This window comes from Alcanivorax sp. NBRC 101098 (genome assembly GCF_001010505.1).
GTDB classification, from domain to species: domain Bacteria; phylum Pseudomonadota; class Gammaproteobacteria; order Pseudomonadales; family Alcanivoracaceae; genus Alcanivorax; species Alcanivorax borkumensis.
In genome coordinates this window covers 2946862-2962384 of the sequence record NZ_AP014613.1, presented here as the reverse complement: position 1 = coordinate 2962384, position 15523 = coordinate 2946862, and the positions used below count along the sequence as shown (strand labels likewise).

The window sequence follows — 15523 nt, the reverse complement described above, 5'->3', positions numbered from 1 at the left end:
CCGATTTGGACCGGAAATTGAATGTAAATAACAGATGTGGCCCTTTTGGGAATAGGAGAAGCAGATGACAGCAACCCGGCAAGTTCAAGATAAGCTGGCTTTGCCAGCAACAGAATCAGGAAAGGGGCCGCAGCCCGTGGTGTTAGTCCATGGCTGGACCTGTAACCGCAGGCACTGGCAGTCTCTGCTGGATTCCCCTCCGCAAGGGACACGGCTGATTGCTGTGGATCTGCCGGGGCATGGTGAGGCGCAGGAGCTGCCATTGTCTTCCTGGACAGTGAAGGCGCAGGCTCAGGCGTTGGTGTCTGCTCTTGCCGATATCGATAACCCTGTGTTGGTGGGGCACTCCATGGGGGGCGCCGTGGTGCTGGAGGCGGCCCGGTTAAAGCCGATTAAAGCCGTAGTGTTGGTGGACACCTTTGTTATCCCCTACGGTGATCTGGATGAAGAAACCGCCCGCCAGATTGAGACCCCCTTTCAGGACAATTTTGTTTCCGGTATTGCTAATTTGGTGGCGAACAATGCTGGCCCGGACTTGAGTGAGCAGGAGAAACAAACGCTAGAACGCGAGATGGCTGCGGCGCGTCAGGATGCCATGTTGCCGCTGTGGTCGGATTTGTTGCGATGGTCCCCTAATGCGGCTTTCACTGAAATAAACTGTCCCATTCATGCCATTAACGGTGACTTGGTGGGCGAGGCTGCCCGTGCTCGCTGCGACCCCTATGTAACAGAGTGGTTGCAAGCGGGCACCTGGCATTTTCCGCAGATGGAACAACCGGAGGTATTTGCCGATCGTCTTACCCGCGTGCTGAAGTCGTGTGGCTAAGCGAGAGTTATTGAAACTCGGCTAAGCGCGCCCATAGGGGGTCTGGATCTGTATTCTAAAGCGCTTTTGTTGGGTGGTGTTATTGGGGGTTCTGTAAGGGGTTTTCTTACAACGAGGTCCTTAATGAGCGCGGACGTTTTATTAGCCTGGATCAAAATACTAACTGCGATGAAAATGGTTTCAACTGTGAGCATTACGTTGATACCTGGCAAGATAATAACGAGGTTGATACCGGTAGCTGGTCGGTAAGCGGTCAGAATGTGAATGTGACATGGTCGGACGGTAGTTCTGATACCTTCAAACCTGCTGCTGATGGCGAAATTATAATGGGTGGTGGTAGCAAGCTTGATGAAGGGGGGCACGTCTGGTCTGGATACTTTTGTCGCAGTGGGTGTAAAAATTGCCTCACAGCCATAATGAAAAGGGATGAAATGCACGCCCGATCCGTTAATGGCTCGGGCGTTTTTAGTGGCCGGCCAGGTCAGGTGCCGGAATGTATGTCGTTCGGGATTAGTACCGTGTCTCCGCCATTCCCGAGAACTGTTTGGCCAAATAAGTGGCATAGTTGTCGGTCATTCCCGCAAGAAAATCCAGCGCCCGCATGATGCACTGGTAAATTCTTTCCTGTTCCGGCAGTTGCTCTAGATTTGCAGGGAAGCTGTGCCGACCAATCAAATCAATGATGCGCTCGTGGCGATAATTTTTTGTGCTATTGCAGGCGTGGGATACGGCGGCTTCAATCAAGCCGTCCAGCAATGCGCCCATCACTTCAAAAGCACCGATTTCCAGCTCGATTTTGCGGGGGTGCTCGAACACTTTTGAGCGAGAAAGTTGCTTGGCATTTTCCACTACATCGCGCACGGCGGGTTCGCAGTGGCTGATCAGGTCGCCTTCCATGCGTCCCTGTAATAATCGTTCGTGGTTGGCCACAAAGGCTTCCACACCGGCTTCGATAAACCGTTCGATGATTTTTCCTCGCAGTAGGGCGGCTTTGCGGCCATCGCGTATATCCGAATGAATCAGTTCACGTACTTCTTCGCTATCCGGTAGGGCAGGTTGCAGCAAGGCGTACACTTCATCCCAGTGCAGCAGATCCATTTCCAGGCCATCTTCCAGGTCAATAATGGCATAGCAAAAATCATCAGCAGCTTCCATTAAGTACGCCAGCGGATGGCGGCAGAAGCGACCGGGGCTGTGTTGCTGCAGGCCGGTGGCGTGGGCCACTTCATGGAAAGCCTCGGTTTCCGACACAAAAGTGCTGTATTTGCACAGCTTGCTGCTGGCGTTGCCGGCATCGGCGGATAGCCAGGGGTATTTGAGGAAGGTTGCCAGCGTTGCATAGGTGAGCCGCATGCCGCCATCGTACTGGTGGTACTCGCTTTTGGTGATGATGCGAAAGCCCTGCGCATTACCTTCAAAAAAGGTCAGGTCAGTTTGCTGGTGGGCGGGCAGCATATCCAGAAAGCGTTGCCCCCGTTCCTGGAACCAAGCGCGAATAGCCCGCTCACCGGTGTGGCCAAAAGGTGGGTTGCCGATGTCATGGGCCAAGCAGGCAGACTGCACGATATCGCCCAAATCGGTGGCGCTGACGGTACCGGGTAACAGATCTCTTTCTTGCAGGCGCTCGCCCACACGAATGCCCAAGGTGCGGCCTACACAAGATACTTCTAATGAGTGGGTCAGGCGATTGTGAACGTGGTCATTGGTGGCCAGTGGATGAACTTGAGTCTTGCGGGCTAGGCGTCGAAAGGCGCCGGAAAAAATGATTTTATCATGGTCACGAAGAAAGGCGGTGCGGCCACTTTCATCTTTGGCGGTGCGGCCACCCAGGCGAGCCTTGTTCAGCAGTTGATGCCAATCCATATCGTAAAAAACCTTCAAGGTGCCTTGAGTCGGGCAGGGTAAAAGCCCACGGTTACTTCACAGCATGTTGCCACGGTCGGTGTTGTTATGCACAACACGGTGTACGCAAGCCGAGAGTGGCCACCGACAGGAGGACGCATGAATTTGGACAAACCGTTATTAATGCTCGTTACCAGCGCATCAGAGATGGGCGAAAATCAGCCGACGGGCCTGTGGCTGGAAGAATTCGCAGTGCCTTATTTGTTATTCAAAGAAAACAAAATCCCGGTGGTGGTGGCCAGCCCGAAAGGCGGGAAAATTCCTGTGGACCCGAACTCAGCCCCCGATGATAGTAAGAAGGAAGCGTGGGCTGAGGCGGTGGATGTTTTGCAAAACACCCGTGAACTGGAGACGGTGTGGGAAGACCATTTTGCCGGTGTCTTTGTGCCTGGCGGACACGGCGCCATGTTCGATATGCCGGATAACCCCTTGGTTGCGGCCGTCATGGAGCGCACTTGGGCTCAGGGCGGTTTGCTGGGCGCGGTTTGCCACGGCCCGGCCGCGTTGGTGGGGCTGCGCGACGAGCAGGGCGCCCCTCTGGTGCAGAATAAAACGGTGGCCTGTTTCACGAACAGTGAAGAGCGGGAGGTGGGCCTCGATGAGGTAATGCCGTTTCTGTTAGCGTCTCGCCTTGAAGGCCTGGGCGCCCAGTTGGATTTGGCGGATGATTTTGCTGCCCATGCGGTTACCGATGGCAAACTGGTCACCGGTCAGAATCCGCAGTCCAGCCATGTGGTGGCGGAGGCGGTGATTAACCAATTGTACAGCGAATAACCCATGGGTGGCGCACAATCCAGCGATTGTGGCCTCGCAGCCGATAGTGGCTTGCAGTATTGTTAGGCGCAACTTGCCTGCTATCGGCTTTTCTATTCAGGCATTCTGGTTATTCACGTTTGGGTTTTAATTGTTCGGGAGAGAACATGGGGATCTATGATTACAGCGCCATTACCCTGAGTGGTGAAGAAAAGTCCCTGGCCGATTTCCAAGGCAAGGTGCTGCTGATCGTCAATACGGCCAGCAAGTGTGGTTTTACGCCTCAGTACAAAGGGCTGGAGGCGCTGTATAAAACGTTGCAACCAAAAGGGCTGGAGGTTCTCGGATTCCCCTGTAACCAGTTTGGTAAACAGGAACCAGGGGCGGCGGATGAAATTGGTGCCTTTTGTGAAAAGAATTACGGTGTCAGCTTCACCATGTTCGATAAGGTGGATGTGAATGGGGGCGATGCTCACCCGTTGTATGATTTTCTGAAAAAGGAAGCTCCGGGCGTATTGGGTAGCAAGGGTATCAAGTGGAACTTCACTAAGTTCCTAGTAAACAAGGACGGCAAGGTGGTGAAGCGTTACGCCCCTACTGACAAGCCGGAAGCAATTCAAAAGGATATTGAAGCGCTTCTGTAGAAAATGGGCTAGCCACACGCTACAGCGCAACCCAGTCATGAACATACGGTAAGTTTGCCGCCTACGCTTTGAAAGGTGTGGGCGGGTAGGGTTTTGCAGAGTTTGAAGGCCAAATACGTGGCTTGTCGCTGCCTTTACGCGCGTTTGCGTTTTTCCAGTATCTCAAAAATGCCCATCCCGGCAATCATGGCCGCCACGAAAACGATACCTTTTAGGCTGCCGGTGCCCAGAGCCACCAACGCGGGCCCCGGGCAGAAGCCGGCTAGCCCCCAACCGATGCCGAACCCCAGCGCGCCAAGAATTAGGCGAGCATCCAAGTCACGACGGGTGGGTATTTCTATAGCCTCACCGCTCCAGGCGTGTTGGCGGCCACGGGCGGCGGCGAAACCAACGGCGGCGACGACCACTGCGCCACCCATCACCAAGGCCAAGGACGGATCCCAGGCGCCAGTCAAATCCAGAAAGGCCAGCACTTTGGCCGGGTTCGCCATGCCGGCCAGCAGCAGCCCGGCGCCAAAAATCAGGCCGCTGAAGAATGCCGTCAGTAATGATCGGTTCACAGGGTAACTCCCAGTAAATGGCGTACTAGGTATACGGTGGCAAAACCACTGGCCATGAATGTCAGGGTGGCAACCAGTGAGCGCGGGGAAAGGCGGGAGATGCCGCATACTCCGTGGCCACTGGTGCAGCCCGCACCGTAGCGGGTGCTGATGCCAACCAACAGGCCAGCAGCAATGAGTATAGGCCAGTCAGCCTTGATGATAAGGGGCGGCAGCTCAGCCAGCATGCGCCACAGTAACGGGGCGCCTAGCAAGCCTAGTAGAAACGCCAGCCGCCAGTGTTTGTCTCCTGGTTCGGCGCGCAGTAGCCCGCCGAGGATGCCGCTGATGCCGGCGATGCGACCGTTGGCATGCAGCAGCAGCAGAGCCGATAGGCCAATCAAAACGCCACCCGCTAATGACGACCAAGGCGTAAAGTTGTTCCAATCAATAATCATTGCCGTTCTCGCAGAAGCGTTGATACAGTACTTCCAGTACCGCCAGGGCATCCTGGTTGGCAACCTGGTAGAACACTTGTTTGCCTTCCCGGCGGCTACTAACGAGCCCTTCGCGGCGTAAAATGCCTAGTTGCTGGGAGAGTGAGGGTTGGTAAACGCCCACTAAGGGTTCCAGTTCACTGACGCTGCGTTCGCCTTCTGCGAGGCGACATAACAGCATCAACCGGTCTGGGTGAGACAGCGCCTTCAGTAGCTGGCTGGCTTGCACGGCATTGTCGCGTAGGGTGTCGGGATCGATCGTAGTCATGGAGCGGATCCAACAATATATAATTAAGTAAAAATTATATTGTTGCTATTCAGACCTCAAGCTTTTTTCGAATTTTGTTGAAGTATTGTAAGGCTGATCAGCCGACGGGAGTGGTAAAAGGTAGCACGCCATAATAGACCGCTAAAAAATGACAAATACTGCCGCCCATAACAAACAGGTGCCAGATGGCATGATTGAAGGGAATAAAACGGTCGGCCAAGTAGAAGATCACGCCCACGGTGTAGGTGATGCCGCCGGCCAGGATCAGCCAGAAGCCGGTATCGTTGAGTTTGGTGGTTAGGTCATTGGAGGCGACCACAATCAGCCAGCCCATGGCGAGGTAAATGCCCACGCGCATTAGTTTGAAGCGGTGGCCATACAGCGCTTTCAGGGCGATGCCGGTGAGCGCCAGTACCCAGATCACCGCAAACAGAATCCAGCCGGTCTGGCCACGCAGGTTGACCAGCAGAAAGGGCGTGTAAGTGCCGGCAATCAAGCAATAGATAGCGCAGTGATCCAGCATCTTGAAGGCGGCGCGCCACTTCGGGTTGCGTAGGCTGTGATAGAGCGCGCTGGCGCTGTAGAGCAGAATCAGGCTGGCGCCGAAAATGCTAAAACTGACGATCTTCCACGGGTCGCCCAACAGACTGGCTGCAACTACTAAGATTACGGTGCCAGCAATGCTCAGGGCTGCGCCAATGCCGTGGGTTAGTCCATTGAGCCATTCTTCCAGAATCGAATACGGCGGTTCCGGGTTGGGGGCTGTGGCCATTGGCGAGTCTTCTCGGTTATTAACAGAAGTAGCATGATGCCGAGGTGTGGGCCGGGGTGTAAAGTGCGAAATCGGACAGATGTACACATTGAATGTTCGGGTGTGCGCGATAACACAAATGCGTTGTGAGTGAAGGGACGTTTGTGACGGTATATCTTCTAATCATGTGGCCAGTGAAGAGGCTGGCAGCCAAGCAATCCTGCTATTGAAATGCATTTTGCTGGCCCAATGGTATTAAGCAGCCCAGCAAACAATGGGACCCCCTTGGCGCTGCAGGCAAGGACAAAACTGGAAAAGGAGACTCGCCATGATTGAACATAACAAGCAGGTCGCGGAAGAACTAAGCAAACTACTGGCCGAGAGCTACACGCTTTATCTCAAAACGCACAAGTACCACTGGAATGTGACTGGCCCTATGTTTCATAGCCTGCACCTGTTGTTTGAACAGCAATACATTGAGCTGGCGGAAGCTGTGGACACCATTGCTGAACGTATCCGTGCGTTGGGCTGGAAAGCGCCAGGCAGCTACACCGAGTTTGCTAAGTTGTCCACGGTGCAGGATGCCACCGGCGATCCGGATGCATCGGATATGATCAAAGAGCTGGCAGAGGATCACCGTACTGTGGCGGAGCGGGCCAACCGGGTATTGAAGCTGGCCAGCGAACATGAGGATGAAGGTTCTGGTGCGGTCGCCAGTAACCGGATCGAGATTCACGAGAAATCCGCGTGGATGCTCTCGGCGCATCTGGGTTGATCTTCCTATAGTAATAGGCAATCGCCTGGATAGGATTAATCGTCTTTATTGATTTTTCTAGGGTGGCTATTCTCGATCTTGTGCTTGAGAAAGCCGCCCTTTCAGTAAGCGGCTTCGATTCTATCCAGGGAGTCAATATATGTTTGAGAATCGCGAAGGTCAGCCTGTTCCAGCGGTAACGTTTCGAACCCGGGAAGGCAATGAATGGAAAGATGTCACTACCGATGACGTGTTCAAGGGAAAAACTGTGGTGGTGTTTGCCTTGCCTGGAGCGTTTACCCCCACCTGTTCTTCGACCCATCTGCCACGCTATAACGAGCTGGCGCCTGTACTCAAGGCTAACGGTGTAGATGATATTGTCTGCCTGTCGGTGAACGATGGTTTTGTTATGAATGCTTGGGCTGGTGATCAGGCTGCTGGCAATATTCACTTTATCCCAGATGGTAACGGTGAGTTCACCGACAAGATGGGTATGCTCGTGAATAAACAGGACTTGGGCTTTGGCCCGCGAAGCTGGCGCTACTCCATGCTGGTGAAAGACGGCGTCATCGATCGCATGTTCATTGAGCCGGATAAGCCCGGGGATCCGTTTGAAGTGTCTGATGCGGATACCATGCTAAAGTATATTAACGGCGAAGCGGTTTTGCCTAAGCGAGTGACCGTGTTCACCAAGCCGGGCTGCCCGCACTGCACGCGTGCGAAACAGGCGCTGACCGATTACGGTTATGCCTTTGAAGAAATTGAGTTGGGTAGCCGAGGGTTGAGTTACAGCTCTTTGGCTGCGGTCACCGGCGCGGGGACCACGCCACAGATATACATTGAAGGTGAGCGTATAGGCGGCGCTGATGAGTTGGAGGCCTGGTTGCAACAGGGCTAACTCGCAACGCGTGAATGCGAACTTTCTTCCTTCTTTGGGGCCCGGCGGGGCCCTTTTTTGTGCCGCTGTGCCGTTCACGTCGCACACTGCATGCTATTCGTTAGGCCCGCTGCGGGCCTAACGTTTATTTATCCTGGTAACGGAACGCCCATATCTCCATTATCCCTGCCCCTGATAAGGTAAAAAAATAGCGCGGGTAAAAAGGTCAACGAGAAACGCTTGCACCTGTGCGATAATTTGGTACTAACAAGTACCGTTTTTAGATCGGAGAGAGCACGATGCAACGTTTTTGGGTAACCCTGGGCCTAGCACTGGCCTTGTGGGGCTGTGGAGAAGAGCCCCAGGCCGAGGCTCCCATGCCACAACCGGTGAAGCTGCAGACCGTCAATGGCGGCGATGGCACCTTGCGTCATTATCCAGGCAAGGTGGTGGCCACCGAAGGGTCAGAGTTGGCTTTTCGGGTGTCCGGCCAGCTTGAGCGTCTTCCTGTGCGGGCCGGCGAGCAGGTTAAGAAAGGGCAATTGCTGGCAGCGCTTGATCCGTCGGACTTTAAAAATCAGTTAGCCGATCGGCAAGCCCAGCATGATTTGGCCGAGAGCCAGTATCAACGTGGTATCAGCCTGCGTGAGCGGGGCGTTATTTCTGAAGCTCAGTTCGATGAAATTGAAGCGAAGCGCCGCCAAGCCCAGGCGGCTCTAAGCTTGGCCCGGGACAATGTGAACTACACTCGTCTGAAAGCGCCCTATGGCGGTACGGTGGCACGCACCGAAGTGGAGAATTATCAATTCGTACAGGCCAAGCAGCCGATCCTCTACTTGCAGGGCGATAAAAATATCGATATCGAGTTCGCTGTTTCTGAGCGGTTTTTTACTAACGTACGCAAATTTTTTACCAAGATGCGTGAAGATTATCAGCCGAGTGTGCGTTTCAAGGGGGCCCCGGATACCACTTTCAAAGCCCGATACAAAGAGCATGAGGCTAGTGCCGGGGATCGCACCCAGACTTATATCATCACCCTGACGATGCCTAACCCGGAAGGCATCATGGTGCTGCCGGGAATGAGTGTGGATGTGGAGATTGATCTTAGCCAGATCATGCCGGGTACCGAGAAGGTGCCGGTAGTGCCGGCCGCGGCGGTATTCAACCCTGACGGCAAGGAAGGCGCCCATGTGTGGAAGCATCAAGATGACGACACGGTGACGGCCGTGCCGGTCACCCTGGGTGAAGTTGTGGGCGGCGGCGTCCAGATCACCGATGGGTTGCAGCCCGGAGATCGCATTGTGGCGGCCGGGGTTCATCGCCTGAAAGAAGGGCAGGCGGTTCGTGAACTGGTGAAGGAACGGGGCCTGTAAATGAACATTGCCGAGTACAGTATTCGCCACAAGGTGGTGAGCTGGCTGTTCACGCTGATCTTGTTGATCGGTGGGGTGGTGAGCTTTACCCGCTTAGGGCAACTGGAAGACCCGGAATTCACCCTCAAGATTGCCATGGTGGTTACTAACTACGCTGGTGCTTCACCCCGACAGGTGGAAGAGGAAGTGACACTGCCGGTGGAGAAAGCGATCCAGAGCCTGCCTTATGTGAAAAATGTGACGTCCATTTCTAGCAATGGCCTGTCTCAGGTGCAGGTAGAAATGAAGCCCGAGTACCGGGCCGTCGAGCTCAAGCAGATTTGGGATGAGCTGCGCCACAAGATGACCGACTTGCAGGGTCAGTTGCCTCCTGGTGCGGGGACGATTCAAGTTATTGATGATTTCGGTGATGTGTACGGCATTCTTTTGGCCGTAACCGGCGGCGGTTACTCCTACCAAGACATGAAAGATTATGCCGACTACCTGACTCGCGAACTGGTGCTTGTAGATGGGGTCGGCAAGGTCACTATTGGCGGGCAGCGACAGGAGCAGGTGCTGGTGGAGCTTTCCCGCTCTCGGTTGGCGTCATTGGGAATCAGCCCTGACCGTATTTTCGGCCTGTTACAAACCCAGAATAAGGTGAACCCGGCGGGCAAAGTGCGGGTGGGTGACGAATACATCCGTATTTACCCCACCGGTGAGTTTCCTTCCGTGCAAAGCATGGGCGATTTGTTGATTTCCGAGCCCGGCGCTAGCGAGTTGGTCTACCTGCGCGATGTGGCGACGATCGAGCGCGGCTATGCGGAAGTGCCTTACCATCTGTATCGCTTTAATGGTGGCTCGGCACTGACCATGGGGATTTCCTTTGCCTCGGGTGTGAACGTTGTGGATGTTGGGGCTCGGGTGGATCGGCGCTTGGCCGAGCTTGAGTATCAGCGCCCTGCGGGCATGCAGTTGGCCACGGTCTACAACCAGCCCAAAGAAGTCGATAATTCGGTGAGCGCTTTCATGCTCAATTTGGGTGAAGCCGTGGCCATTGTGATCGCGGTGCTGCTCGTGTTCATGGGGGTGCGGTCCGGGATATTGATGGGCAGCGTGTTGCTGCTCACCATCCTTGGCACGTTCATCATCATGAAAGTTATGGCCATCGATCTGCAGCGAATTTCGCTCGGGGCGCTAATTATTGCTCTAGGGATGCTGGTGGATAACGCCATCGTGGTTACCGAAGGCATTCTGGTGGGCATGAAACGCGGGTTGTCCAAGCTGGAGGCGTCGAAAGAAATTGTTCGGCAAACCGTTTGGCCGCTGCTGGGTGCCACTGTCATCGCTATTATGGCGTTTGCTCCGATCGGTTTATCGGAGGATGCCACTGGCGAATACAGTAATACCTTGTTCTGGGTATTGCTGATTTCTTTGATGCTCAGCTGGGTGACGGCTATTACGCTGGTGCCGTTTTTTGCCGACCTGTTTTTCAATGAGAAAGACGTGGGAGGTAAAAATGGCGAAAGTGAGGATCCCTACTCTGGCAAAGTGTTTGTCATTTATCGGCGCTTGCTGGATCGGGCGATCCACCACCGGGTGATCACCTTGAGCTTTATGAGCGTGCTGTTGGTGGTGGCCGTTGTCGGTTTTGGTTTCGTGAAGCAAGCGTTCTTCCCGCCCTCCAATACTCCCATGTTTCTAGTGGACTACTGGCTACCCCAAGGGAGCGATATCCGTGCTACCCAAGAGGCGGCTGCGCGGTTAGAGCATGATTTGCTGGAGATGGATAGTGTGGAGCAGGTGACCACGACTATCGGTCAGGGGGCACAGCGTTTCATGCTGCCCTATATGCCTGAAAAAAGTTACTCCAGCTATGCGCAGTTGATCGTGCAGGTGTCCGACCGGGAGCAGATCGATCCGACCCTAGCGGCGACCCGTGAGCTGATTCGCGACCGACACCTGCAAGCGTTCGCTAAAGTGAAACGCCTGATGATCGGCCCCAGCCCGGCGGCCTCTATTGAAGCCCGCTTCAGTGGCCCGGACCCAAAAGAGCTGCGGGCGTTGGGCGTGAAAGCCCAAGCGATTATGCAAGCTGATAGTGGGCTGGAAAGCATCCGCCACGACTGGCGTCAGCAGGAAAAAGTGATTCGCCCCCAGTTCCAGGAAGCTCAGGCCCGCCGTGCTGGGATTACCCGCGAGGACTTGGATAATACCCTGGCACTGAACTTTAGCGGTCGCAATGTGGGCCTGTACCGTGATGGCAGCAAGTTGTTGCCGATCGTGGCGCGGCCGCCAGACGATGAGCGCCTGAGTGCGGATAACCTTAACGATGTACAGGTGTGGTCGCCGGCCTATTCGACCTATATTCCCATCAGTCAGGTGGTCTCGGATTTCAAGACCGAATGGGAAAATGCGTTGATCATGCGTCGTGATCGCAAACGAACGCTTACCGTGCAGGCCGAGCCGGATGTGCTTGGCGAGGAGACCGCGGATCAGGTGCTGCGGCGGATTCGCCCGGCCATCGAAGCTCTGGAGCTGCCGCCGGGTTACTCCCTCCAGTGGGGTGGGGAATACGAAGCCGCTAAGGATGCTCAGGCTGCGGTATTCGGCAGTCTGCCCATGGGCTATTTGTTCATGTTCATCATTACCATCATGTTGTTCGACGCAGTGCGCTCGCCATTGGTGATCTGGGCCACGGTGCCGTTGGCCATTATCGGTGTGACCTTTGGCCTGCTGGTGCTCAATTCACCGTTTGGCTTTATGGCGCTGTTGGGCTTTCTGAGCTTGTCTGGGATGTTGGTGAAGAACGGTATTGTGCTGGTGGAACAAATCAAGCTGGACCGCGAGAGGCTGGCGCCGTTCGATGCAGTGGTGTCGGCATCCATTTCGCGGGTGCGACCGGTGTGTATGGCGGCGATTACCACCATCCTTGGCATGGTGCCGCTGCTGTTCGACGCGTTCTTCGAGTCGATGGCGGTGGTGATCATGTTTGGCTTGGGCTTCGCTACCGTGCTGACATTGATCGTGGTTCCGGTGCTCTATACGCTCGTCTATGGCATCAAGCCTGGTGAAGACCAGCATGTCTAAATAAGCGCGATACGCCTCACGCCCATGCCTCTTCGCGGCGTGGCGCATGGGGCGTGATGCGGGTTGCATCTATGTAGGTGCCAGCCTCGCTCCTCTCTGCCACAATGTGCCCGCCTGAGATGATTATCATCCTGAATTGATGACCCCAAGGAGTGCCGATGTTGCTGGCCATTGCCGCCGTGATTGGCGGGCTGATACTGCTGGTATGGAGTGCGGACAAATTTGTCGAAGGGGCGGCGGGTACGGCGGTTCATGCCGGTATGCCGCCTCTGTTAATCGGTATGCTGATTGTGGGCTTTGGTACGTCTGCCCCGGAGATGGTGGTGTCGGCGCTGGCGGCGCTGGAAGGCAACCCGTCTCTGGCGTTAGGTAATGCCTACGGGTCGAATATTTCTAACATCGCCCTCATTCTAGGGGTAGTGGCGGTAATGAGCCCGATTCTGGTGAATTCCGCTATTCTCAAGAAAGAGCTACCGATTCTCACACTGATTACCCTACTGTCGGGCTATCAGCTCATCGATGGACACATTTCTCGCCTAGACGCCTGGGTGCTGATTGGGGTGTTGGCGGTACTGATGGGCTGGTCTATTTATGCGGCGATGACGGGCAAAGCCGATGTGCTCGCCGGAGAAGTGGAAACGGATCTGGCAGAGCACCCGCTGCCGTTGAAGAAAGCGTTGCTATGGTTGGTGGTGGGGTTGATTCTGCTGGTGGTCAGCTCTCGGGCGCTGGTGTGGGGCGCAGTCTTGATTGCCCAGTCCTTGGGCGTCAGCGATTTGATCATTGGCCTTACTATCGTTGCTCTTGGCACCTCTTTGCCGGAACTGGCTTCCAGCATTGCGGCGGTGCGCAAGGGCGAACACGATATAGCCTTTGGTAACGTGCTAGGCTCGAATTTGTTCAATACGTTGGCGGTGGTCGGTATCGCCGGCGCCATCAAACCCATGACTGTGGATGCAGGCGTTTTGCAGCGCGACTGGTCTCTAATGATGGGGCTGACGCTGATGCTGTTCGTCATGGGTTTCGGCCTGTGGGGCCGTAAGGGCCAAATAACCCGAGCTAACGGCGTTGGTTTGCTGGTGGTTTATGTGGCATACATGGGTTATCTGGGGTCTACCATGCTGGGGGGCGGTTGACCTCGCTTGGGCTCGGACGGACGGCTTCGGTTTTATCCGAATGACGAGAGATAAGGAGGCGGCAGGGTATGCGGGACTCGGGAATATTGGAAAAACTGGAACAGCGTGCTTTTCTGTTTTCCCTAGTGGCGGTGAGCGCCGTGTTTGCCTTGCTGATTCAGCCTTTCTTTGCGCCTATCTTTTGGGCCTGCGCAATTAGTGTGATTTTCTATCCTTTGCATAAACGCTTGCTGGCTCGCTGGCCGACACGACGTAATTTGGTGGCGCTGTTTACCCTGATGCTGTGTGTAGTGCTGGTGGTGATTCCTGTGCTGGCGGTGGCGACCTCATTCGTCACCGAAGGGGTCGGGTTGTTTCAGAAGGTGCAAAGCGGTGAGATTGATCTGGCCAGCTATGTGGACAAGGTCAAACACGCTTTTCCGGGAGTGCAATCTCTGGCAGAGCGTTTTGATGTGGACCTTGAAAAAATCAAAGAACAGGCGGTCAAGGCGTTTACCGGCGCCGGTCAGTTCCTCGCTAAACGGGCATTGGCGGTAGGGCAGAATACCTTTCAATTCTTCCTCAACTTGGGCTTGATGCTCTATCTGGCGTTTTTCCTGATCCGCGATGGTGACTCCATGGTGGCTATGCTGATTAGGGCTCTGCCTCTAGGCGATGAGCGTGAAGAGTTACTGTTTGCTAAGTTTGCGGAAGTGACCCGTGCCACCATTAAGGGAAACCTGCTGGTGGCGATTACGCAGGGTGCTTTGGGCGGGCTGATTTTTTGGTGGCTGGGCATTCCTGGCGCTTTACTGTGGGGGGTAGTGATGGCGGTACTGTCACTCATTCCTGCGGTGGGTGCAGGGCTGATCTGGTTCCCGGTGGCGTTGTATCTGTATGCCGTGGGCGACATGAAGGAGGCCACCGTCCTGATTTTGTTCGGGGTGTTTGTGATCGGCCTGGTGGACAATATTCTGCGCCCGATTCTGGTGGGCCGTGATACCAAGTTGCCGGACTATGTGGTGCTATTTTCCACCCTGGGTGGTTTGGCCATGTTTGGTATCACTGGGTTTGCCGTTGGTCCTCTGCTAGCGGCTCTTTTTGTCGCGTTTTGGGGTATCTTTATCCGTGAATTTAACGAGGAGGATGTGCCTGGGTTGCCGGTCCAAAGCGCGCAGGCTGAATCCTCCTCCGGGAGTGAACAGCGATGATTTTTCTGCGATTGGTGATGGCGGCGTCCGTTGTCGGTTTGTCTGCATTCGGTTGTGATGAAGACGATGATCTATTCTCCGACAGTACTCGGCTGTACTTCCATAATCAGCTTACCCAGGTAGGTGGCGGCAGCGAAGACGATATTACCGTGGATTTGTTCGTGGATGACCAGAATTCGGCACTGGAAAGTGACGTGGACTACACCACGCGGGGCAACGTGAGTGTCAATAGCCTGGATCTGGATGATGACAGCCAGTCGGTGGCCTTCGATGTTCGTGGTAGCAGTTCAGGCAGCTCGCTGGTCAGCGGCCCGATCAATCGCACTCTCATTGCCGGCAATCGTTACACCGTGGTGCTGATGGGGGATACCACCTTAGATAATCGCCAGCTGAAAACCTTCAGTCATCAGAAAATGGATGTAGCCAGCGGGCAGATTCGAGTTCGCTTTATCAATACTCTGTCGCGCTTATCCGGAGATGAGTTGAGCGTTACCTCAAGCAGTGGCATTCCCGGCGGCCAACCGCTTGTGAGTGGATTGGAATATGCCGATGGCAGCAGCTATGTATCACTCAGTGCTGGCAGTAACCTGACCGTTACTATCAACAATGAAACTCAGGGCGTAATGATTGATGAGGTGAGTTGTAGTGTCAGCAGCGGTCGCAGCTACGACGCAATCATTGCTTATACGGAATTTGATAGCGACGACGACCAGATCTCCTTGTACTGCCAACCGTTCACAAACTAAACGTCAGCTAGCTAGCTCCAGGGCTCCCTAGAAAAACCCCTGAAAGGCCAACCAATACCAAAAAGTAGGGCATCGGTGTGATTACGATGCCCTTTTGCGTTTTATTCATGCCATGAACCAAACAGTCAGGCACTTCCTTTTCCATTGACGCCATCCCAAACTGGCCTACGGCAACGCCCTTTGCTACTGCGCCACCAT

At 54.7% G+C, this 15523-nt stretch carries 15 protein-coding genes; 10 read left to right on the top strand and 5 right to left on the bottom strand.

The window, feature by feature from the left end:
• The first annotated feature begins 64 nt into the window (after positions 1–64).
• Positions 65–826 (top strand): alpha/beta fold hydrolase, encoded by a 762-nt coding sequence (locus tag AS19_RS13455; protein ID WP_046962213.1) that lies wholly within the window; start codon positions 65–67, stop codon positions 824–826.
• Positions 827–1336: 510 nt separating this feature from the next.
• Here the strand turns inward: AS19_RS13455 and AS19_RS13450 are convergent.
• The gene (locus tag AS19_RS13450; RefSeq protein WP_035459878.1) at positions 1337–2689 is read right to left on the bottom strand and encodes a deoxyguanosinetriphosphate triphosphohydrolase; all 1353 of its coding nucleotides are present in this window, start codon (positions 2687–2689) and stop codon (positions 1337–1339) included.
• A 138-nt stretch (positions 2690–2827) separates the two neighbouring features.
• On the opposite strand from AS19_RS13450, the gene AS19_RS13445 reads away from it, so the two are divergent.
• Together AS19_RS13445 and AS19_RS13440 are read left to right on the top strand one after the other, a co-directional pair.
• A complete protein-coding gene (locus AS19_RS13445) occupies positions 2828–3502 on the top strand; it encodes a type 1 glutamine amidotransferase domain-containing protein (RefSeq protein ID WP_046962212.1) in 675 nt (224 codons plus the stop codon).
• Between the two features lie 146 nt (positions 3503–3648).
• Positions 3649–4125 carry a glutathione peroxidase gene (locus tag AS19_RS13440; protein WP_011589909.1) on the top strand — a complete coding sequence of 159 codons (477 nt, stop codon included), beginning with the start codon at positions 3649–3651 and terminating at the stop codon, positions 4123–4125.
• Positions 4126–4259: 134 nt separating this feature from the next.
• On the opposite strand, the gene AS19_RS13435 is transcribed toward AS19_RS13440, so the two are convergent.
• The 4 genes from AS19_RS13435 to AS19_RS13420 all read right to left on the bottom strand — a co-directional run bounded on the left by AS19_RS13435 (position 4260) and on the right by AS19_RS13420 (position 6201).
• The gene (locus AS19_RS13435) at positions 4260–4685 is read right to left on the bottom strand and encodes a DUF6691 family protein (protein WP_046962211.1); all 426 of its coding nucleotides are present in this window, start codon (positions 4683–4685) and stop codon (positions 4260–4262) included.
• The gene (locus AS19_RS13430) at positions 4682–5122 is read right to left on the bottom strand and encodes a YeeE/YedE family protein (protein ID WP_046962210.1); all 441 of its coding nucleotides are present in this window, start codon (positions 5120–5122) and stop codon (positions 4682–4684) included. Before AS19_RS13430 ends, AS19_RS13435 begins: the two co-directional genes overlap by 4 nt.
• Positions 5112–5429, bottom strand: a complete 318-nt coding sequence (locus AS19_RS13425; protein ID WP_011589906.1) for a metalloregulator ArsR/SmtB family transcription factor — start codon at positions 5427–5429, stop codon at positions 5112–5114. Before AS19_RS13425 ends, AS19_RS13430 begins: the two co-directional genes overlap by 11 nt.
• 97 nt (positions 5430–5526) lie before the next feature.
• Positions 5527–6201: a hemolysin III family protein gene (locus tag AS19_RS13420; protein ID WP_011589905.1), complete on the bottom strand. Its 675-nt coding sequence runs from the start codon at positions 6199–6201 to the stop codon at positions 5527–5529.
• A 307-nt stretch (positions 6202–6508) separates the two neighbouring features.
• Here AS19_RS13420 and AS19_RS13415 point away from each other — a divergent pair, with 307 nt between their 5' ends.
• From AS19_RS13415 to AS19_RS13385, 7 genes are all read left to right on the top strand, one after another.
• Positions 6509–6955 (top strand): Dps family protein, encoded by a 447-nt coding sequence (locus AS19_RS13415; protein ID WP_035459887.1) that lies wholly within the window; start codon positions 6509–6511, stop codon positions 6953–6955.
• A 139-nt stretch (positions 6956–7094) separates the two neighbouring features.
• On the top strand, positions 7095–7832 hold the full coding sequence (locus AS19_RS13410; protein WP_011589903.1) for a glutathione peroxidase: 738 nt from the start codon (positions 7095–7097) through the stop codon (positions 7830–7832).
• Positions 7833–8110: 278 nt separating this feature from the next.
• The gene (locus tag AS19_RS13405) at positions 8111–9184 is read left to right on the top strand and encodes an efflux RND transporter periplasmic adaptor subunit (RefSeq protein ID WP_011589902.1); all 1074 of its coding nucleotides are present in this window, start codon (positions 8111–8113) and stop codon (positions 9182–9184) included.
• The gene (locus AS19_RS13400) at positions 9185–12253 is read left to right on the top strand and encodes an efflux RND transporter permease subunit (protein WP_046962209.1); all 3069 of its coding nucleotides are present in this window, start codon (positions 9185–9187) and stop codon (positions 12251–12253) included. It begins immediately after the preceding gene.
• 158 nt (positions 12254–12411) lie between these two features.
• A complete protein-coding gene (locus tag AS19_RS13395) occupies positions 12412–13389 on the top strand; it encodes a calcium/sodium antiporter (RefSeq protein ID WP_041705154.1) in 978 nt (325 codons plus the stop codon).
• 68 nt (positions 13390–13457) lie between these two features.
• The gene (locus AS19_RS13390) at positions 13458–14579 is read left to right on the top strand and encodes an AI-2E family transporter (protein WP_011589899.1); all 1122 of its coding nucleotides are present in this window, start codon (positions 13458–13460) and stop codon (positions 14577–14579) included.
• Positions 14576–15325 (top strand): hypothetical protein, encoded by a 750-nt coding sequence (locus tag AS19_RS13385; RefSeq protein WP_011589898.1) that lies wholly within the window; start codon positions 14576–14578, stop codon positions 15323–15325. The genes AS19_RS13390 and AS19_RS13385 overlap by 4 nt, the downstream gene beginning before the upstream one ends.
• Positions 15326–15523 lie beyond the last annotated feature (198 nt).